This window comes from Hyphomonas adhaerens MHS-3 (genome assembly GCF_000685235.1).
Taxonomy (GTDB): Bacteria; Pseudomonadota; Alphaproteobacteria; order Caulobacterales; family Hyphomonadaceae; genus Hyphomonas; species Hyphomonas adhaerens.
Window position 1 is genome coordinate 577,632 of the sequence record NZ_ARYH01000001.1, and the last position, 20,596, is coordinate 598,227.

Genomic DNA, 20,596 nt, shown 5'->3' on the forward strand with positions numbered 1-20,596 from the left:
ATCTGACGTGGCGAAGCGACTAAAGCATTTCTGGCGGACCATTCTTGCCCGCCCCGTTCTGGCCCGCACTGTATTGGCCTGTGCGTGCCTCCTCCTGCTGCCGGCAGCCGCGTTCGCAGAGACACGCCTCGGCCTGGTCATCTCCCAGACCAATTACAGCGGAGACCTCTCACGCGTCGGAAGCGCCGGCCAGGAAGCGGACGCCATCGCCAGCGCCCTGATCGACACGGGGTTCGATGTCACCCGCGCCCATGACCTCAACAAGCGCGACCTCGCCACGACGCTGAACGCCTTCCGCCGCAAGGTCGACATGGCGGGCCCGGATGCCGTGGCCTTCGTCTACTATACCGGCCATGGCGCCCAGCACCCGGAAAGCGGGGATTCCTACCTGCTGGGCGTGGATGCGGAACTCGTCGCCGCCTCCGATCTCGCCTTTTACGGCCTCGACATGCAGACCCAGCGCGACGGCTTTGCCGCAACCGGGGCCCGGGCCGTCTTCATGGTCTTCGATGCCTGCCGCAATGTCCCGGGCTTTTCAGGATACAAGGCCGCCGTCAAAGGCCTCTCCCGGGTCGAAGCAAAGCCGGACATGCTGATCGCCTATGCCACGGGGCTGGATGATGTGGCCAAGGAAGGCGTCTATGCGCCAGTCCTGGCCGAGGAGATCCGGCGGCCGGGACAGAAAGCCGAAGACGCGTTTGCCGCCGCGCAGCGCCGCGTCGCCGGGCGGACCAATCGCAGCCAGCTGCCCTGGACCAACAACCTCCTCTACAACGAGTTCTGCTTCGCCGCCTGCGAGAAACCCGCGGTCACAGAGCGCCCCGAACCGTTCGAACTGGTCATGAGCGGTACCGAACTCGACCGGGCCTTCAACACGGTCTACGGCAAGTCCGACAAGGCCGTTGTGAAGAATGACGACGGAGAGACGTTTGACGTCTCGCCCGCCTTTGCCGTCCAGTTTGACGACTATATCGCCCTCGTTTCCAAGGCGCAGAACCGCGAAGACGCGCATGTCTCCGCCGGCTATGTCGCGGCCCATTACATCAAGGATGGCGAGATCATCGGCGAGTGGCCGAACCTTGGCTTCGGCAATGGCTTCGGCATGCCGCCGGACTATTCGCTGCGCACCGGCCTCCTGAACTATCCGACCATGATGGTGCAGGCCGGCTATACGGCGCAGGGCTATACGGCCAGCCTGCAGACCCTGATCGAGATCACGCCGGACGGCCCCAAGGTGCGGGCCGATGTCGAGACGCTCGAAGACACAAGCGGCGCGGCCTATGACGATCTGCAGCCTTGCATTCTGGAAGGCACGATCGAGGCCTCCCGGACCAGCAGCGACGTCTTCTATGTCGACTACCGCTACACCGGCCCGATCAAGGGCGAGGACCGCAAGGTGGAATACAGGCTGGACCCGGAAACCGGAAAATATATCCCCGATTTCGTGATCGAGCCTGAAACCTGTATCGGGCTGATGTTCGACGCGGTCGGCGACCCGGCGGAATAAATCTGCCCGATCGGCGAAACTGAACAAATTTCATCGATTGTGTTCAGCGGATCGTCACCACGCGCGTGGTACGGCGTTAAGCATGCTCCGTCAGTTTATCGCCATCCTGATTACCTGTTTTGCGATCGCCTTTGCCTTTGGCGCGCTGACAGCCGTGCGCTGGCCCTCGATCATGATGGCCGTCAGCTGGCTGGCGCATGACCAGCTGGCCGATGGCCTTGCCACCGTGAACTGGCGCCAATTGGGAATCGACAATGGCGGTCCCTATCTGCTGGCCGCACTTTGCTTCTACTGCGCGGCGGCCATGGTGTCCGCCCGCCGCCGGGGCGCTGTCGCCTGGTATATCTGCGGCATGGGCGCCGGTTTTCCTGTTTTCTACCTCGTCACCTTCGAACCCGGCTGGTGGGAAAACCCGAGCATCGCCGAAGGCGGTGTGGCCGGTCTCGGCGCGGTTGGCGTCCTGTTGCTGTTTGCCGTCTGGGAACTGCGCTACCGCCCTGCCCGCAAGGCAGAGCAGGTTGAAGCCCGGCCCCAGCCCGAAGAAGCCGCCCCCATGGTGCAGACCATCGTGGTGCAGCAATCCGCCAATGACGACGAGTCGATCGTCGTGCGCAAGCATGTGTTCGGCCAGCCCAAGACCCGGCCCGGCTTCGTTCCGGCCGCCGTGGCCCGCCAGCGGGCCAGCTTTGCCCATCACGGCCGCAAGGCCGCCGCGCGCCGTCAGAAGGTGCTGGAAGCCCGCGGCCTCGCCTGATCCGGCCCGGTCCGCCCGGCCCGGAAACCGCTTCGCTTTCCTGTGACATCGCGTATGCTGGCCGGAAAACGACCATGGGAGGGTTGTCATGGCTTTACGACGTCTGGCCGGTTTTGCGCTCGCGGTGATCGCCGCCTGGCTGCTCTGGGGCGGCATTCATACGGTGAATGTGATCGTTTCCCGCGGCAGCCCGCTGTCCGATGCCCTCCTCTCCCCCCCGACCAGCCTGTTGCGGATTGCCGGAACGCTGGTCGCGGTAGCTGGCGGCTTGCTGGCGGGCTTTGGCAAACCATTTGGCGCCCTGCTCAGCCTGATCGGCGTGGGGGTTTTCGTGCTTCTGGCCGCCTCGATGATCTTTTCGGGGGCCAATTCGGTGCTCTGGATGGATGAAGCGGTGTTTTCGGGCATCCTTGTTGTGCTGATGGGCCTGCTATTTATCCTGCCACGCAGTTGAAGCTGCGCTCCCTACCAAGGGCGCATTGATTTCAGGGCGTAAATGCCTAGGTTGGCGCTCGAATCCTCAGGCCCCTTTTCGCAAGGCAGAATTTCCCATGGCAGAGACCTATGACGTCGTCATCATCGGTGGCGGCCCCGGCGGCTACAATTGCGCGATCCGCGCAGGACAACTCGGGCTGAAGGTTGCCTGTATCGAATCCCGCGGCAAGCTGGGCGGCACCTGCCTGAATGTCGGCTGTATTCCGTCCAAGGCCCTCCTGCACACGTCGGACATGTTCCGCGCAGCCCAGGAAGACTTCGAATCCATGGGTATCAAGACGGGCAAGCTGGACGTCGATATCGAGAAGATGATCGCCCAGAAGGACGAGACCGTCGAAGGCCTGACCAAGGGCATCGAATTCCTGTTCAAGAAAAACAATGCCGAATACATCAAGGGCCGCGGCAAGATCGCCGGTCCGGGCAAGGTGGACGTCGAAGGCCCCGACGGTTCGAAGAAGACGCTGGAAACAAAGAACATCGTCATCGCCACCGGCTCCGAACCGGTCAGCCTGCCGGGTATCGAAATCGACGAGGAGCGCGTGGTGACGAACACCGGCGCCCTGTCACTGACCACCGTGCCGAAGCGCCTCATCCTGATCGGCGCCGGCGTCATCGGCCTTGAGATGGGCTCGGTCTGGTCCCGCCTCGGCGCCGAAGTGACCGTGGTGGAATATCTCGACCGCATCATGCCGGGCGCCGACAGCGAAATCGCCAAGGAAGCTCAGCGCACCTTCAAGAAGCAGGGCCTCACCTTCCGCCTCGGCCAGAAAGTGACCGGCGTCGAAAAGATGAAGTCCAAGCTGAAACTCTCCATGGAGCCGGCCAAGGGCGGTGAGACGGAAACGCTGGACGCCGATGTCGTGATCGTCGCCGTCGGCCGCCGTGCGTACACAGACGGCCTCGGCCTGGAAAATGTCGGTGTCACAACCGACAAGCGCGGCGTCGTGCAGGTGACAGACGGTCACTTCAAGGCCGCAGACGGCGTCTGGGCGATCGGCGACTGTATTCACGGCCCGATGCTGGCCCACAAGGCTGAAGATGACGGCACAGCCGTGGCCGAACTGATCGCCGGCAAGGCGGGCCATGTCGACTATGACCTGGTGCCGAGCGTCGTCTACACGAACCCGGAAATCGCCTGGGTCGGCAAGACGGAAGACCAGCTGAAGGAAGAAGGCGTTGAATATGTGAAGGGCAAGTTCCCCTTCATGGCCAACTCCCGCGCCCGCACGAACCACGAAACCACCGGCTTCGTGAAAATCCTGGCCGACAAGAAAACCGACCGCATTCTCGGCGCCCACCTGATGGGCCCGTGCGTCGGCGAGATGATCGGCGAGCTGTGCGTTGCCATGGAATTCGGCGCCGCTTCGGAAGACATTGCCCGCACCTGCCACGCCCACCCCACCCTGTCGGAAGCCATCCGTCAGGCCGCCATGGGCGTCGAAGGCTGGACGATGCAGATGTAGTTTTGCAGCGTCCACAGCCGAGAAACGGTGGACGCGCGAAATTGTGTTGCTACTTTTAGGGCATGTACATTCATGCCGGAGCCGGCTGGCACATACGCAAATATGAAACGAGCGACGGGCAGGCCTGCATGTCGATCTTCATGTCGTGCCTGCGCAAGTTCCCGTGGCGCGGCGCGCCCCGACCCTATGTGGCCCGGCTGATCCGGTCCCTGCCCGGCGCGAAGATCTGGGTCGCCGAAGAGCCGAATGCCGGCATCATCGGCTTTCTCACCCTGCAGCCGCACGACGCCTATATCGACCACATCTTCGTGCATGAAGACTGGCGCTTCTGCGGCGTTGGCCGCGGCCTGCTGGAGGTCGCGCGGGAAGAAGCGGGACAGCCGCTGACGCTGGATGTCGACACCCAGAATTTCGGCGCCCGCAAGGCCTATGAAGCGCTCGGGTGGCATGTCGCCGCCTCGGCCGGCGAAGACAAAGGCCGCAGCCAGATCCGCCTCGTCAGCCCTTAGGCAGCTCTGACGGCGTCACTCGCCCGCGAGGCGGGCGGCTTCCTCGTCCGACAGTTCGGAATTGTCGTAGACGTTCGACACGTCGTCGAGATCGTCCAGCACGTCGAGCAGCTTCATCAGCGTGTCGGCGGCGTCGCCCTCGACCGGCACCGTGTTCTGCGGCTTCCAGATCAGCTTGGTCGATTTCGCCTCAACCGCTTCCCCGAAATGCTCGGTCAGCGCGTCGGCCACCGTCTGCAGGTCTTCGCGGGCAGTGTAGATGAAGTGGCCGCTTTCATCGGATTCGACATCCTGGGCGCCAGCCATGATGGCGGCTTCCATGATTTCGTCCTCGCTGCCGGCTTCCGGCGGATATTCGATTTCGCCGACCTGGTCGAAGCTGAAAGAAACAGAGCCCGTCTCGCCAAGGTTTCCGCCATTCTTGGAAAAGGCGGTGCGGATGTCGGTCGCGGCGCGGTTCTTGTTGTCGGTGGAGGCTTCCACGATGATGCCGACACCGCCGGGGCCGAAGCCCTCATAGCGGATGTCCATATAGTCTTCGCCGCCGCCGCCCTGGCCCTTGTCGATGGCGCGCTGGATATTGTCCTTGGGCATCGACTGGCCCTTGGCGTTCTGGATGGCCAGACGCAGGCGCGGATTGGCGTCCGCATCGGGACCGCCCATTTTCGACGCGATGGTGAGCTCCTTGGACAGGCGCGAGAACAGCGCGGCGCGCTTCTTGTCCTGTGCGCCTTTGCGGTGCTGGATATTTGCCCATTTACTGTGGCCGGCCATGAAAACCCTCTCGGCAGCGGTTCGAAACTGGAAAGGCAGGGCTTTAGCGCATGGGCGCGCCAAGGCCAAGCCGGGGCAATCAGGCGCTGATCTCAGGCCAATACATCAGGCAGGCGCGAGCAGGTCCTTGCGGGCCGTCTCCATGGCATCGCTGAAAACGCCGGTGTCGCTGCTGGCGCGGGCCACCAGCAGGGCGCCCTGGATGTCGATAATGGCGGCCGTGGCCCGGCGCTTTGCCTCGGCTGCGGGAATGCCTGCCTGTTCCAGCGCGGCGGCGAGCGCGGCGATCCAGTCCTTCAGGATGGCCTGCACTTTCCCGGCAGAGTCCGGCGCGAGGCCGGGCGAGACCATGAGGCTGGCCACCAGGCAGGGCTCGCGCCCGCAATCATACATTTCGCGGGTCGTCGCGAGCATCGCTTCCACCCGGTCGGCCAGATCGCCCTCCCCGGCAAGCGGGGCGAGGATGTTCGTCTCGATCTGGCGATGGGCGAAATCAGCGACGGCGGACACCATCTCGTCCTTCCCGCCCGGGAAGTGGTGATAGAGGCTGGACCGGCCGAGCCCGGTCGCCTCCGAAATGTCCGACAGGGCCGCGCCCTCGAAGCCGCGGTGGCGGAACAGGTCGAACAGTTTGCGGACAATCTCGTCCCGCGACTGGGAAGATCTGGCAGCGGTTGTCATCGGCGCACCCTTCCGCAATTGACCGGGAAAATCAAAGTGCATTTCAGCCAGCATGCGGGGGAGAGCAGCCCGTCTGGCCGCCCTCCCCCTGTTGGCGCTTCCTCAGCTTTGACTTCAGGCCGGTTCGGCAATGCGCTCGGCGGTGACGACCGGGAAGTCGATCTCGGTGCCGAACACCTCGTTGAGGTAGTTGGTGTAGACGTTGAGGGCGACGTGGCCGACAACTTCCACCAGTTCACCGTCCGACAGGCCAGCCGCGCGGGCTTCGGCCAGGTCGGTGTCTTTCACGGCGCCGCGGGCGACGGCGACCTTGCGGGCGAGCACCACAGCGGCATCCGCTTTCGCATCGGAGGCGCGGCCACCGCGGGCGCGGATGATCTCGTCTTCCGGCAGTTTCAGCATGTTGGCCGCGATGTAGGAGTGGGCCGAGTTGCAGTAGGAGCAGCCATTGACGTTCGCGATGGCGAGCGCGATGCGCTCCCGCGTGGCGGCCGGCAGCTGGCCCTTGCCGAGGGCACCGTTGAACGACAGCAGGCCGTCCAGGGCGGCCGGGCTGTTAGCCGTCAGGCGGTAGAGGTTCGGCACGATGCCGAGCGCGGCTTTCACACCGTTGAGGCCGGCATGGGCTGCGGCCGGGGCGTCTTCGATCGTCGCGGGGGTCGGGATACGGGACATGAGAATTTCCTTTTAGTCGTTAGGTCGTCAGGGGGACGATGGGAGGTTTCTGTCTTTCGACCCGGCTTATGTACCGATCGTTCGGTTCAAAACAAGGGCGCTCTCAAAAGCGTGATCGCCAGCACCTGCGGCGCCCGTAAAGGCGCTTGGTGGGATGGGCTTGGTTTTCGAGGGTGTGAGGCCGCGTCAGGTGTCCGGCCGAGGCAGGCCGCCCTCCGGGGCCACAGCCGCAGGCGCGGCTTCGCCAGCCGTCCTGCCGGTGAAGGGCAGCTGGCCGGGGCGGGTTTCAGGTGGGGTGAGCGTGTCGCCCGTCAGGGCCGCGATCCGGGCCTGCGCCCGCGCGGCGAGGCGCGGCAGCACGAGAGCAGGCGCCGCCTCCCCCTCGCCCGGCACCCAGACAATCTCTGTGACGAAGACGCGGCCATGGGGCGTCACGCTCCAGCGATAGAGCGTGCCCTTCCCATAGGCAGCCCGCACCCAGGCGCGCATCACCAGGATCTGCGCCCAGATAAAGGGCCAGAACACGGCAAGATGCGCCGGGAAACCGGCAGGCGGACAAAACAGCGACATGTGCCGGACTATACATCCGGACACGGAGGTGTCGGATGAATTTCTTTTCACGGCAATGTCGGCGGCAGGTTTGGGGGCGTGGGGTGGTGGATAAGCTGCCGCGTGCGTGCTTTGACGTCGCTCAGCATGACTGGCACAGGACAAAATCTGACCACGTCATGATCTGGCATGACTTGCCATGACGATACCGGACTATGATGGATCATACCGGGCCAGCCGGAACCACGCGCCCGCCCCCCACACGCGTCATCCCCGACGGCGAAGCTGTCCGGGGACCCATCTCCAAACCTCTCCGCACGCACGTCACCCCCGGTGCACGCACCAGATCATGACACCTCCGCCGCCCCGTTCAGAGATAGCCAGCCCGTAGGGTGGGTTGAGGCAACGCCGATACCAACCAGACCGCGCCCGCCGCGCACCCGAACGGTGGGTATCGCTCCGCTCCCCCCGCGCCGCGCTTTCTGAAGCAGATACGGCTGCGGTGCTCTGAGGGGCAGCCCTCCGGTTCTGACCATACAGAAATCCTAACTGAAAGGGCATCATAACACGCGGCATAAATCAGACCGTGAAGATGTTGGATGGATTTACTTTTCTCCCTGCGCGCGCAGAGGATTCTGAGCGTCTTGACGCGAGATAGAGTTTTGATTCGCATCAACCGTTTCATCATCAAGCATCAGCTTTCTCAACTGACTATTTCCAGCAAGCGCACGACGGATCGCTACAGAATTTTCCAGCACATCCCTAGAGCGACTTGACTCAAATTTCCTATATACCGCTCTCACTATTTTCTTATACGGAGATAAGTTCTTTGCGAGTTTCTCCAAAAGGACCCCACGGTTTCCATAGTATGACATACTATAAAACCTAGGGACATAGGCCGCTATAACTTCCTCGATAGCATCAGGTGTCAGTTCAAAATCCGGCCGCTGGAACACGCTCCGAAGAAGCGCGATAACTTGTCTCGTGTATTGCCCTCGATCTGTATACAGATCGAATATCTTGAATGTCCTGTGTGGTGACTCAAGAATGAGCTGCATGAGAAGCGCCAGCCGAGTCTCTTGGCGCCCAGCCCGACTTAAATTACGAAGCTGGCGGTAGATAGAGGCTAACTCTTCGTTTTCACTTTTCTGGTAAGGCGACCCAGATTCTCCAAAAACTTTTGTAACGTAAGATTGCGCAGAAGTTCTTGCGGACTCCACAATCTGATTATCCAACATTATTTGATCTGAGACCTGCTCGAACAAAACCTCTCCGGATTCTGACACATAATAGTGAAACGCACTCAAATTCTGCCGAAACTGCACGATCTCCTCAGGGTTCTCCAACGAGCGCTCTATTTGGCGCCATGCGACCTGTCGAGCTACTGAGCTCATATACATTCGTGAAGAAAACGGAGAGTTCTCAATAAGTCCACGCTGATGCACTATTTTTCGAGTGGCAATGACAGCCTCTTCGTCACCAAGAACATGCGACAGCTGAAGAGCAAGGCCCGCATTCTCCGACCTCATCACTTCTTGATCGGCGACAAGATCAATACGCAACTGTGGAATGGTACCCGCGAGGAGCTCCCCTTTGCTCGAACGATAAACGACGATCTGATCCCCACCTAACCGAGCGCAAACCTCCGGAAACTTGTCACTACAGTTCGCTTCGCCAAACTCAACAAGCTGACGAAACCCTGAGATCCTTCCGTTATGACAGCTTTGAACAAAGATGAGGTCATCCGCACCTGACGAGAATAGCGGAACCTGAAATCCAATTTCCGCGCGCGAAAGTGGAGCCCACCCAACTAAAAACATCACGCCGTCAGGATTTCTCATCGAAATACCCTAAAGCCCGAAACAACTCTCGGAGCTGTCCCTCCAGAAGTGCTTGATAGTATGAGGGGTCCTTTCCTGGGAAGAATTCATACGGCACGATCATCGCCCCCAATTCTTCCAGCTTTTTGAAATAGGTTGCTTTTGCATTTGCGTCCCAAAGGGTGTGCGGAACAATCACCGCCAGCAGTGAACCCCTTTGAAATTCGATCTCATCACCGAACGCCACCTCGACAGAATAGACTCTATCATCAGGCTCATTTCTACCTTTTGAGGTCACCAACTCGTGGTATGCGCGCACAGTTAGGTGCTCAACTGAGCAAACTTCCTCCGGGCTCGGAATTTTTGAGGTGTCCCCGACGAAGTAACTCTCCTGATCTTGGAAAAACTTTCGGACCAAAGCGTTCGGTATCCCGGTATCTCCCGAAATCTCAAAATCTTTGACCTCCAACTCATCCGCAAAAACGTGCTTATACAGTCGACTGCTGTACGCCCCCGTGTCAAACGGATGCACCGCAGCGGCTTTCGCCAGAAGCTCACCATTCAACACAAAGCATACTGGGCACGCGCCCTCCAGCTTTACCGCACCGTCTCCATGAACCTTATATGCTGCGCGGCCATAGAACGAGTACAGAATATCTTTTTCAAAGACATGACATCTAGTAGGCACTAACTTTTCCGCCAGCGCGATCTTTTGAGCGGAATATGCTTTCGTGATATGCGTAAGCGGTAGCAAATCCCACTGAGGTCGCTCTTGTTGCCGCAACCATTCACGAAACAGATTCATTTACGCGCCCGCCCAACAGTAACCGCAAGTAGAAGCCTCCATAGACCAAAGCATATGCTCACTTAGATGGAATTCAATCCCCTGAAACAAATTGTCCCTCAGTAAACATTGGCGGACTTCGCCGATCGCCCACTCTAGCCCGGCACAATCTCGCTCAGCCTGCCACCCATCCGGATCGGCTCTACACGGATGGCGAGGCCCGTGCGGTCGTCGGTTTCGACATAGGTGCCGCAGAGGGTGCCTTCGCCGAGGGCGGGCTGGTAGCGTTCGCCGGGCAGCTGGGTCTGGAAGCGGTAGAGCGAGATCTGTTTCTGCATGCCGATGACGCTGTCATAGTCGCCGCACATGCCGGCATCGGTCTGGTAGGCGGTGCCGCTTTCGAGGATCATCGTGTCGGCGGTGGGCACATGGGTGTGGCTGCCGACGACGAGGCTGGCCCGGCCGTCGCAATGGTGGCCCATGGCCATCTTCTCTGACGTTGCCTCGCAATGCATGTCGACCACGATGGCATCGGCCACGGCGCCCAGCGGCATGGAATCGAGCGCGGCGTCCACCGCGTCGAACGGGCAGGCCAGCGTCTGTTTCATGAACACATTGCCCTGCGCCTGGATCACGCCGACGCGGCGGCCATCCGGCAGGGAATAGAGATGGGCCCCCTTCCCCGGCGCGTTGGCGGCGGGCGGATAATTGATCGGGCGCAGGAGGCGCGGCTCCCGCTCGATATAGGTCAGGGCTTCGCGCTGGTCCCAGGCATGGTCGCCAAGCGTCAGGCAATCGGCCCCGGCATTGAAGAACTCTTCCGCAATGGCGCTGGTCAGGCCGAAGCCGCCAGCTGAGTTCTCAGCGTTCACAATGGCAAAGTCGAGCCGCAGGCGGGCCTTCAGGCCCGGCAAATGGTCCAGCACGGCCTGGCGGCCGGGTTTTCCGACGACGTCTCCGAAGAATGCGATTTTCATGGCGGTACGCTATGCACCCGGCCCGCCAAAAAGAAAAGCGCGCGCACCCAGATGGATGCGCGCGCCGGTCTGGTTTTGAGGGCCGCTTACTCGTTGGCGGCGGAGAAGCCGAGCGACTCCTTGGTCAGGGCGGACGGATCTTCCATCTCCGCCAGCGTCGACATGGCCAGCGGCTCAATCGGGGCGAGCTTGATGGTCAGTGTCTTGGGATCGGACACGAAGCTGGACAGGGCCGTGGAGGCCTCGGTCAGCAGCTCGGCATCGATGCCGCTGCCCGCCGCCATCATCGGCGCCATGGCCAGCATGCCGGTCAGCTGGTTGCGGATTTCCTGCGGGTCCTGCCCGGATTGGGCGGCATAGGCATTGAAGGCCCGGTCCATGAAGCCGTCATCATCGACCACCAGTTCCATATTGTGGATGATCATGTTGTCGAGCGTGTCGCCCAGCATGTCGGACGGATCGTCGGACGCCCCGGCCGCGGCCATCTCTTTTGCTCCGGCATATTGCGCGCCGAAATCGATGCGGAACCCGTCCTTCAGCTCCCAGAAGTTCTGGCCTTTGACATAGGTCGTGAGATCGGTGGTCTCGTCATAGGTCTGGTATCCGGCGCCGGACAGTTCCAGCGTCTCATAGCCCAGCATGGCCAGCTGGCCAGCCAGCTGATCGCCATACTTGCCTTCATCCGTGGTGAGAGAAACCTTGAACGGTTCGGTCTTCACCGCGACGACGGAATTCTTCTTGTCCCGGCCAACGGCGGAGACGAGTTTCGGCATGTCGACCTTCACACCGGCCAGGTTCATGTCGAAGCCGTTGAGCGTCAGCGATTCATAACCCGGATTGGCCGGGTCCTGCCCGGCAAGGTTCATCATCTGCGAGACCTCTTCCGGATCCGAGGCATCTTCGGAGGCGTCCGTCAGCAGGCCAAGATCGGCGCCGCGCATCTCGACGGAGGCGAGATTGAACTTCATGTTGGTGTCTTCGACCGGATCGGTCATGTCGAAGGTCAGGCCGTCGAGCTTCATCAGCGCGGCTGCCTGGTCCTTCAGGCCGGTCACCTCGATCGTGCCGATCGTGAAGGTGCCCTGCTCGCCGTCCGGATCGTCGATGCGGAAATCAACGTCTTTCACGGCCCATTGGTCAAAGGCCAGCGCATCGCCTTCCGGCAGGTCTGGCACCTCGTCTTCGGAGAACAGGCTGGCGACCCAGCCGGCCGTTTCCGGCGAAGGATTGACCAGTTCGATGGAGCCGATCTTGCCGGAGCCGTTTTCGGCTTCTTCCGGGTCGGTCGGCACGAAGGTCATGTCGCTGAGAAGGATGCGCGAAAAGCTCGGCGCGCCTTCCTGCATGGCCAGGCCGTCGAGTTCGAGTTTCGCGACCGTCAGGTCTGCACCGTCGAGCCCGGACACCTCGTCTTCATCGTCGCCTTCATAGGCCGAAGTAACGATCGTCACGTCAGTGAAAACGGCCTTGTCGCCGTTCAGCGTCCGGTCACCCCAGGTGACGTTGCCGGACCCAGGTGTTTCCAGCGACATGGCGGCGAGGGCGGCAGCGGCAGATCCTGCATCCCCTTTATGGACTGAGAACGACGGAACCTTGGATTCGGAGAAGACAATTCCTGACGGCGCAGCAGCGTCATCCGGCTTGTCTTTCTGCCCGCAAGCCGTAAGCATGGTGATGGCGGCGACGCCCGTCAGCAAATATTTCATATGTTGGCCCTCTGAATAAATGGGTATTGGAATGCACGCGCGTCCGGCGTTAGAGCGGAAGTCTTAGCAATGACCTACAACAATGGCCAGACAATGACATTGCGTGCCCCGAACGGGCAGCATGTGCGTGTCAGGTTCGAGGTGAATGCCAAGGCCCGTCGGCTGATCCTGCGCCTCGATGAACGGCGCCGCGAAGCTGTCGCGGTCGCCCCGTCCCGCCGCCAGATCAAGGACGCCGCGGCCTTTGCCGCAGAGCGCGCAGACTGGATCTCGATGCGCCTGCAACACCTGCCGGAGCCTGTCCGGTTCGAAGAAGGCGCCATGATCCAGTATCGCGGCGCCCCGCTTCAGCTGACCTCCGAAGGCGAGGGCCGCGTCGCCAAAATCTGGGCAGAAGACGAAAATTCCCCGAGATTACTGAGTGTTCCGGGTGATCCGGAAACGATGGACCTGCGCGTGACGCGCTATCTGAAGAAGCAGGCCAGGGCGGATCTGACCCGTTCGGTCAAGCGCCATTGCGCAACGCTTGGCGTCGCCCACAAGAGCATTTCGGTGAAAGACACGCGCTCGCGCTGGGGCTCGTGCACCCATGACGGGCAGCTGTCCTTTTCCTGGCGGCTGGTCATGGCCCCGCCGGAAGTGCTGGACTATGTGGCCGCCCATGAATGCGCCCACATCCTTGAGATGAATCATTCGGCAAAATTCTGGGCGCAGGTGGCAAAATGCTGCCCGGACTGGAAGCGCCACCGCGCCTGGCTGCGCACTCATGGCGCGGGCCTGCAGGCCGCCGGGGAATAATCCGCACCGGAACAAAGGCCTGCCCGGGCGGGGCCCGGCTATGGCACGGTCCTGACACCCTGAGACCAGAATCCGGTTCCTGTACTCAGGGTACACCCGAAACTCGGTTGATCAGGCTTTCTCGGTCGTCTCGTCAGGGGTTTCGGCCGCCTCCACGGCGGGCGTCTCGGCCTCGCGCGGCGGACCGAAGCTGATCAGCGTCACGCCTTCGCCGCCCTTCACCTCACGGTGCGGGCCAAGGAAGTTCAGCGCGCCGTCCGGGCGCAATTCCGCAACGATGTCGGCCTTCGGGCGATCCCGCTTGAAATGCTCGATGTCGTAGGTGTCGGTCAGGCGGGTCTTGGAAAATTCCCAGCCGCGGTAATGATCCCGGATCAGGCTGTCATAGCTGCGCCCGCGGCGGATCAGCGTGCGGCCGCGCGTCGAAAGGCCCAGCGTCCGGTGGTCGTCTTCCTCGGTTTCCTGCGCCGACAGCTGGAACACTTTGTGGCGGCCAAGCTCTGGCGCAAAATGGCTGGAAACGAGCGCGTTGTATGGCTCGTTGGCCGACAGGCCGAGCACCTGGTCGAAGGCCGAATGGTCGAGCCGCACTTCGGCATCTTCCGACAGGACTTCCCCAAAGAAAGTGCTGAGCCCGGCTTCGCGCGCGGGCCTGAGGCGACGCCACGTATTGTCCGCCAGGATCGGCTCGATGCCGATATCCTTGAGCGTCCGGGCGAAATCGATGCTCCACGGATTGACGCCGACCAGCAGCACGCCGGGGCGCTCCTTGCGGGCGAGCCCCAGACGCCGGGCCAGTGGCCCGATGGTAAAGCCGTGCAGCACAACGGTGGCGAACACCATGGCGAAGGCCAGCGGCGTGATCTGTTCGGCGCCGGAGAAGTAGAATTTGGAATCGCCCTGCCGGCCGAGATCGTACAGCAGCGTTGCAAACAGGCTGGAGACGGCCACGGCGACCACACCGCGCGGGGCGATCCAGCCCAGCAGCAGAGCCTCGTTCCGCTTCAACGTGCCAAACGTGGCGATCCACACCGATAGCGGGCGCACCACGAACAGCATCACGATCAGGAAGGCCAGCGTGTTCCAGGTCAGTGCCCGGCGGATCACGTCCGGCGTCAGATTGGCTGTCAGGATCACGAACACGCCCGAGACGAGGAGGACGGCAATGTCTTCCTTGAATTTGCGCAGCTCGTTGAGGCCCGCGAGGCGGGAATTGGCCAGCGTCATGCCGAAGGCGGTCACGGCAACGAGGCCGATTTCCTTCTCGATCATCTCCGCCATGGCGTAGCAGAGGATGATGGAGGCGAAGATGATCGGCGCTTTCAGGTATTCCGGCGTCCAGCCCTGGCGGAAGGCCCGCACCATGCCGAGGCCGAATGCGATGCCGAGGCCGACGCCCAGCGCGACCGCAAAGACGATCATCGCGCCCTTGCCGAGAATGGATTCCCCGGTGGCGGCGACGCGGATGATCTCGAACGCGGCGACTGCAAACAGGGCCCCGACCGGGTCGTTGACAATGCCCTCCCATTTCAGGAAGGCCCCTGCCCGGCCGCCCAGCTTGGACTGGCGCAAAAGCGGCATGATCACGGTGGGTCCGGTAACCACCAGCACGCCCGCAAACACGACGGCACTGCCCCAGTCGAGTCCGGCCGTGTAGCGCGCCGCAAGGGTGCCGAGGAACCAGGCCAGCGGCCCGCCGAGGAAGACCATCCGGCGCACGGCGGCGCCGGCTTCGCGCAGCGACTCGAATTTCAGGACCAGCCCGCCCTCGAACAGGATCACGGCCACGGCCAGCGACACGATGGGGCGCAGCAGCTCCTTGCCGCCGCCATTGAACACGCGCTGAGGGTCCAGCAGCGCCTCGCCGAAGAGCACCGCCCATAGCGGACCGACGGCCAGGCCGGCCAGCGCCATCAGAACGATGGCCGGGGCCTGCAGCCGCCAGGCGAGCCATTGCGCGCCAATCCCCAACGCCCCGATCAGGGCGCAGGCAAAGATGAGTTCGCTTGACCCCACGCTTGCCAGGGCAAAATCGATCCCGTTCATATATGCCCCATCTCAGGTAATGCCCCGGCGGAAACCTAGACGTCCTGCTGGCTTGTGTCATCCGCGAAGTCGAAGCCGATCACCCGGCTGCCGTATTCGCCATTCTTGTAGCGTTCGATCTGGTCCGTAAACCAGTTCAGAATGTGGGAGTAGATATGGTCATAGAAAGGCAGCTGGCTCTCGAAACTGAGCGGCAGTTTGAATTCGTATTCCGAACCGTCCTCGATGCTGACCTTGAAGGTCTCCCCAACCTTGCGGCACTGCATGGTGAGGCGCAGCCAGTCATTGCCGCGTGACAGGCGCACGGCCAGGCCGAACGCGACCGGCGACAGGGTGCGGAACCCGCGCGGCGGCATCGAAAAGGCGGCATCGCCATAGGCTTTGGGCTCGAACTGGCCCTTTGGCGGCACCAGGTAGACGCAGGGGATCTCGCCCATGCCGATATAATCGCACAGGCCGCCGCGGATCTGTTCGGCGAGGCCGCGGATCCGGTCGTAATTCTCTGTGGCCAGCGCCTGATAGATTTCAACGGTCTCGACCAGCTTGTCTAAACGGGACATGGCTGCGGGCCTCCAAATGTGCGGAATACTGGGGTGCTGGAACGGATATTACGGCGCCAGCGGGCGTCCTTCAAACTGCAGTGTCGCGGCCAGCGGACAATGATCCGAAGCCTTCGGCTCGCTCCAGCCTACACCCGGAAAACGTGCCCCCTCATAACGCCGCGCGCGGAACGGGGTTCCCGCGCGAACGATGCGTACGTGTGGTCTCGCATTGCGCTGCGCAAGTGCCGGGGAGAGGAAGATGTGGTCCAGCGCGCCATAGGTGTCGTCGCCATTATAGTGATGGGTCCAGCGGTCATAGGGGTCTGCAACGGCGTGGGTGACGAGATCGACCGCGAATCCGTCATCGACCAGGGGCCCGAGGCCGTGGTCGTGCAGCGCCTGCCCGTCGCGCTCGAAATAGTCGTTGAAATCGCCGAGGATCACCCATTCGGCGGCGGCCGGGTCTGGAAAGCGGCGCTCGATGATCAGGCGCACGGCCTGTGCCTCGGCCTGCCGGATCGCGCGGGTTTTGTGCCGTCCGCCATACATCGACTTGAAATGACAGACAAAAAGCGTCAGCACGCGCCCGTCCTTCAGGATATCCGCTTCGAGACAGTCCCGCCGGAAAGCGTAGTCATTGACGCTCTGTCCGTTTGGCGGACTGAGGCCGAGCCGGCCATAGGTTTCGCGGGCATGGCTGCGATAGTGGATCACCGGCAAGCGGGACAGCAGGCCGACATCGATCCCGCGGGTATCATTCCCCTCAAGCAGGATGCGATCCTCATACTCAGCACCTGACCAGCGCGCCAGGTAGCGGGTGTCGAAGGCGGTGAGGGTGACGAGGTTCTCCACCTCCTGCAGGGCGCAGACCTCGGCCTGCGTGACGGACAGCGCTTCGGCGGTGAGGGTCCGGTCGTCTTCGGAGAGGACGTTGAACACCGAATCCACCTGCGCGGCGACGAGGGCGTCGTCGACTTCGGTCAGCCGCTCGCGCGCCCGCTTGATCCCCGCCCGCCGGAAGTCGCAGCGCATCATCAGGTTTTCGCAATTGAACGTGGCGAGGCGGAGTTCAGGCATTCCGGGGAGTGTTTAGAGGTGTTTCCGGGCCGGTCAATCTATGCCGCGCGGCGGGTGAAGCGGGCCGCCTGCTGCGCCCGTTCCAGCGCTTCGGCCTCGGGCCGCAGGTCTGCGGGAATGGCGGCGCGGCCGAGTTCGACGCAGATGCCGGGCTGGATGCCGCTGCCGAAGGCGGCGAGCGTGGTGCGGGCGGTTTCCAGCATGACGGCTTCGTCCTCCACAACCTGTCCGAAACGGGCCGCGAGAGGCCCGACCACGCCATAGGCGAGGAACACGCCGAGGAAGGTGCCGAGCAGCGCCGTGCCGATCATGGCGCCCAGCACGGCAGGCGACTGGTCGATCGAGCCCATGGTACGGATGATGCCCAGCACGGCGGCCACAATGCCGAGCGCAGGCAGCGCATCCGCCACGGTATGCAGCGCCGCGACGGCCTTCATGCGGTGGTTGAGGTTCTGATGGATCGACTGGTTCATATGCGCCTCGGCGCGGGCCGGGTCCGACAGGTCCAGCGCCATCAGGCGGAAGGCGTCGCAGATCAGGGATCGCGCGGCGACATCGTCGCGGATGGCCGGCGCGGCAGCGAAGGTTTCGGATTCCATCGGCGTCTCGATATCGGCCTCGATGGAGACAAAGCCGCCCCGGCGGGCCTTACGCATCAGCGTGCCGAGCAGGACCAGCATCGACTGGTAATCGTCCCGCGTCCATTTGGCGCCGGTGAAGGCTTTCAGCACCCCTGCCCCGGCCTCTTTTGCGACGGCGGGTGAATTGCCGATGACCAGCGTGCCGACAGCTGCCCCGCCGATCAGGGCGAGCTCCAGCGGCAGTGCCTCCATCGCCATATGGCCGCCTGTGAAGACGAGGCCGCCAAAGACGAGCGCAACAACAAGGATCAGGCCAATCAGCTGTGGCAAAGCCATTTCCCTCCGGAACAATACGCCACTGTCGCACGGGGGTCTTAAGCCAAGGTTGCGCCCGGCTGCGCAGCCCGGGACACAACCCGAGACACGGGGGGTGTGCCCCCGAAGGCGATTATGTCTATAAATGGCGGACCTGAACGGAGTGACCCGATGCGCCTTGCGGCCCTTGCCATCTGTTGCCTGACCGCCCTGCCCGCTGTGGCAGAGCCGGTGGACGCGGCGGGCGATTATCGCATCTGCACGCCGGCGATGAGCGAAGCGGGCCGCGGCCTCGTCGCGAAAACCTGCGGCACGCTCGCCGTGCCGGACTTTTCAGGCGTCGAGTTCCAGTCTGCCGGAGAGATGGAAGACGCCCGGTCCCTGCGCGACGGCCTCCTGTTGGGCGTGAGAGTCTATGGCCGCTGCGTGACGGATTTCATCACGGCGCAGCAACAGTCAGACACATCGGCAGACAGTCAGGCAGCGGACAAGGCGGCCTGCGCCCATTCCTGGGCCGAAAACAAGGCGACAGAGGCGATCCGCGGGTTTGGACAGGCCTGTATCGCCTACGCCAACCGCTCCGTCATGGACATGCGCCTGCCGGTCTATGAGGGGCCATGTTATCCGGAGACGGACGAGACCGGCGGCTAACCCGCCACCAGGCCTTCCGTGCCGAGCATCGCGTCATGCTCCGCCACCAGGTGGCCGGGCGTCACTTCCACGAGTTTCGGTTGGTATTGTTCCGCATCCGCATCATCGACCAGTTTCGACTTCATGAAGCGCAGGGCCGCGCGGCTGTCGAGCGGGCTCGGCAGGTCGCCGGACAGTTTCAGGCGCTCACGTGATTTTTCGCTTTTCGGGTCCGCATTCGGCACGGCGGCGATGAGGGCCTTGGTGTAGGGGTGGCGCGCATCGGTGTAGATCGTGTTGCGGCCGGCCAGTTCAACCACACGGCCGAGATACAGCACCATGACGCGGTGGCTGATCTGGCGCACGACGGCGAGGTCGTGGCTGATGAAGATCATGGCGAGGCCGAATTCCTTCTGCAGCTCGATCAGCAGGTCCACGACCTGCGCCTGCACCGACACGTCGAGGGCGGAGACCGCCTCGTCGCAGATGACCAGTTTCGGCTTCAGGATCATGGCGCGGGCAATGCCGACGCGCTGGTTCTGGCCGCCGGAGAGTTCATGCGGATAACGGTTGATCAGGGCCGGGTCGAGCCCGACACGGGGCAGGATTTCCCGCACTTTCGCTTCGCGCTCTGCCCGGGAGAGCTGCGGCTGGTGGACCTGCAGCGGCTCGGCAATCGAGGCACCGATCGACATGCGCGGATCGAGACTGGCCAGCGGATCCTGGAACACGATCTGGAGGTCGTCGCGCAGGCCATCCATTTCCTTCCGGCCCGCCTTGGCAATGTCCTTGCCGAGCCAGGCGACCGTTCCGTCCGTTGGCGGAATGAGTTTCAGTACGCCACGCGCAAGGGTCGACTTGCCGCAACCGGATTCGCCGACGACGCCCAGCGTCTCACCGGGGCGCAGGTCGAAGGACACCCCGTCGACGGCTTTCAGCGGCTTGCGCTTGCCGAACAGGCCGCCCTTCACCTGGATCGGGAAGTGGACCTTCATCCCGTCCACCGTCAGCACCGGAGGGGTTTCCGCAGGCGGCGCCTCCGACAGAACCGGACGGCCCGGCCGGTCCGGCTCGTCAATGCGGGGCACGGCGTTCAGCAGCATTTTCGTGTAGTCGGCTTTCGGCGCGTAGAAGATGTCGTCCGCCCCGCCCTGCTCCACAATCTCGCCATGGCGCATGACGATCACGCGGTCACACATGCGGGCAACAACGCCCATATTGTGCGTGATCAGCGCGATACCCGTGCCGGTTTCGCGCTTCAGCTCGTCCATCAGTTCCAGCACCTGCGCCTGAACCGTCACGTCCAGCGCCGTGGTCGGCTCGTCGGCGATCAGGATTTCCGGATTGCACAACATGGCGATGGCAATCATCACACGCTGGCGCATGCCGCCGGACAGCTCGTGCGGGAACTGGTTCATGCGGCGGGCGGCTTCGGGAATGCGCACATTCTCCAGCCATTCGATACAGTGCTTGTCGGCAACCTCGCCCTTCTCGCCCGTGTGAAGGGCAAGCACTTCGCGCATCTGCGCGCCGACCGTCATGTGCGGGGTCAGGCTAGTCAGCGGGTCCTGGAAAATCATGGACACCCGCGCGCCGCGGATCTGGCGCAAGGTCTGGATCGGGGCCGTCAGCATGTCGATGCCGTCGAACAGGATCTGGCCGGTTGCCGAGCCGTTTCCGGCCAGCAGGCCCATCGTGGCCAGCGCAGACTGGCTCTTCCCGGAGCCGCTTTCCCCGACGATGCCAAGGCACTCGCCGGCGGCCAGATCGAAATTGATGCCCTTGACGGCGTTCACGGCGCCATCGGGTGTGTCGAACGAGACCCGCAGGTCTTTGACGGAGAGAATGCTCATGGGCTTCATCTGTAGCGGCCGCGGGCGGGCGCGCAACAATCGGGCGCAGAAAAATGGCCG

The 20,596-nt window shown here is 62.7% G+C and carries 20 protein-coding genes; 7 read left to right on the forward strand and 13 right to left on the reverse strand.

The features are described 5' to 3' along the window. Window positions 1-7: 7 nt before the first annotated feature. From HAD_RS02790 to HAD_RS02810, 5 genes are all read left to right on the forward strand, one after another. A complete protein-coding gene (locus tag HAD_RS02790) occupies window positions 8-1,507 on the forward strand; it encodes a caspase family protein (protein WP_035569319.1) in 1,500 nt (499 codons plus the stop codon). Between the two features lie 82 nt (window positions 1,508-1,589). Beyond that, complete coding sequence (locus tag HAD_RS02795) at window positions 1,590-2,261, forward strand: hypothetical protein (RefSeq protein ID WP_035569320.1); 672 nt, start codon at window positions 1,590-1,592, stop codon at window positions 2,259-2,261. Between the two features lie 88 nt (window positions 2,262-2,349). Further along, entirely contained in the window at window positions 2,350-2,715 is a 366-nt protein-coding gene (locus HAD_RS02800; RefSeq protein WP_035569321.1) for a hypothetical protein, read from the forward strand. Between the two features lie 97 nt (window positions 2,716-2,812). Beyond that, a complete protein-coding gene (lpdA, locus tag HAD_RS02805) occupies window positions 2,813-4,219 on the forward strand; it encodes a dihydrolipoyl dehydrogenase (protein ID WP_035569322.1) in 1,407 nt (468 codons plus the stop codon). A gap of 128 nt (window positions 4,220-4,347) precedes the next feature. Further along, a complete protein-coding gene (locus HAD_RS02810; protein WP_162177463.1) occupies window positions 4,348-4,728 on the forward strand; it encodes a GNAT family N-acetyltransferase in 381 nt (126 codons plus the stop codon). A 15-nt stretch (window positions 4,729-4,743) separates the two neighbouring features. Here HAD_RS02810 and HAD_RS02815 read toward each other — a convergent pair whose 3' ends face one another. From HAD_RS02815 to HAD_RS02860, 8 genes are all read right to left on the reverse strand, one after another. After that, window positions 4,744-5,502, reverse strand: a complete 759-nt coding sequence (locus tag HAD_RS02815) for a YebC/PmpR family DNA-binding transcriptional regulator (protein WP_035569324.1) — start codon at window positions 5,500-5,502, stop codon at window positions 4,744-4,746. Window positions 5,503-5,607: 105 nt separating this feature from the next. Further along, window positions 5,608-6,183, reverse strand: a complete 576-nt coding sequence (locus HAD_RS02820) for a TetR/AcrR family transcriptional regulator (RefSeq protein ID WP_035571507.1) — start codon at window positions 6,181-6,183, stop codon at window positions 5,608-5,610. 114 nt (window positions 6,184-6,297) lie between these two features. Then, the gene (locus HAD_RS02825) at window positions 6,298-6,858 is read right to left on the reverse strand and encodes a carboxymuconolactone decarboxylase family protein (RefSeq protein WP_035569325.1); all 561 of its coding nucleotides are present in this window, start codon (window positions 6,856-6,858) and stop codon (window positions 6,298-6,300) included. Window positions 6,859-7,044: 186 nt separating this feature from the next. After that, window positions 7,045-7,428 (reverse strand): hypothetical protein, encoded by a 384-nt coding sequence (locus tag HAD_RS02830; protein ID WP_035569326.1) that lies wholly within the window; start codon window positions 7,426-7,428, stop codon window positions 7,045-7,047. Window positions 7,429-8,012: 584 nt separating this feature from the next. Continuing rightward, window positions 8,013-9,248, reverse strand: a complete 1,236-nt coding sequence (locus HAD_RS18520) for a hypothetical protein (protein ID WP_156942139.1) — start codon at window positions 9,246-9,248, stop codon at window positions 8,013-8,015. Next, entirely contained in the window at window positions 9,235-10,032 is a 798-nt protein-coding gene (locus tag HAD_RS02850) for a hypothetical protein (protein WP_035569330.1), read from the reverse strand. The genes HAD_RS18520 and HAD_RS02850 overlap by 14 nt, the downstream gene beginning before the upstream one ends. A gap of 134 nt (window positions 10,033-10,166) precedes the next feature. Continuing rightward, on the reverse strand, window positions 10,167-10,988 hold the full coding sequence (locus HAD_RS02855; protein ID WP_035569331.1) for a TIGR00282 family metallophosphoesterase: 822 nt from the start codon (window positions 10,986-10,988) through the stop codon (window positions 10,167-10,169). An 86-nt stretch (window positions 10,989-11,074) separates the two neighbouring features. Further along, on the reverse strand, window positions 11,075-12,694 hold the full coding sequence (locus HAD_RS02860) for a hypothetical protein (protein WP_035569332.1): 1,620 nt from the start codon (window positions 12,692-12,694) through the stop codon (window positions 11,075-11,077). Window positions 12,695-12,763: 69 nt separating this feature from the next. Here HAD_RS02860 and HAD_RS02865 point away from each other — a divergent pair, with 69 nt between their 5' ends. Next, entirely contained in the window at window positions 12,764-13,492 is a 729-nt protein-coding gene (locus tag HAD_RS02865) for a M48 family metallopeptidase (RefSeq protein WP_035569333.1), read from the forward strand. 111 nt (window positions 13,493-13,603) lie between these two features. Here the strand turns inward: HAD_RS02865 and HAD_RS02870 are convergent, their stop codons facing one another. The 4 genes from HAD_RS02870 to motA are packed head-to-tail and all read right to left on the reverse strand — an operon-like array spanning window position 13,604 to window position 18,074. Next, entirely contained in the window at window positions 13,604-15,538 is a 1,935-nt protein-coding gene (locus HAD_RS02870) for a cation:proton antiporter (protein ID WP_051595877.1), read from the reverse strand. Between the two features lie 35 nt (window positions 15,539-15,573). After that, window positions 15,574-16,098, reverse strand: coding sequence for a hypothetical protein (locus HAD_RS02875; RefSeq protein ID WP_035569334.1), 525 nt, complete (start codon window positions 16,096-16,098; stop codon window positions 15,574-15,576). A gap of 48 nt (window positions 16,099-16,146) precedes the next feature. Then, window positions 16,147-17,157: an endonuclease/exonuclease/phosphatase family protein gene (locus HAD_RS02880; RefSeq protein WP_035569336.1), complete on the reverse strand. Its 1,011-nt coding sequence runs from the start codon at window positions 17,155-17,157 to the stop codon at window positions 16,147-16,149. A gap of 38 nt (window positions 17,158-17,195) precedes the next feature. Next, complete coding sequence (motA, locus tag HAD_RS02885; RefSeq protein WP_035569338.1) at window positions 17,196-18,074, reverse strand: flagellar motor stator protein MotA; 879 nt, start codon at window positions 18,072-18,074, stop codon at window positions 17,196-17,198. 150 nt (window positions 18,075-18,224) lie between these two features. Between motA and HAD_RS02890 the strand changes: the two genes are divergently transcribed. Beyond that, window positions 18,225-18,704, forward strand: a complete 480-nt coding sequence (locus tag HAD_RS02890; RefSeq protein ID WP_035569340.1) for a hypothetical protein — start codon at window positions 18,225-18,227, stop codon at window positions 18,702-18,704. Here HAD_RS02890 and HAD_RS02895 read toward each other — a convergent pair. After that, entirely contained in the window at window positions 18,701-20,536 is a 1,836-nt protein-coding gene (locus HAD_RS02895) for an ABC transporter ATP-binding protein (protein ID WP_035569341.1), read from the reverse strand. The two genes, HAD_RS02890 and HAD_RS02895, sit on opposite strands and share 4 nt — an antisense overlap. Window positions 20,537-20,596 lie beyond the last annotated feature (60 nt).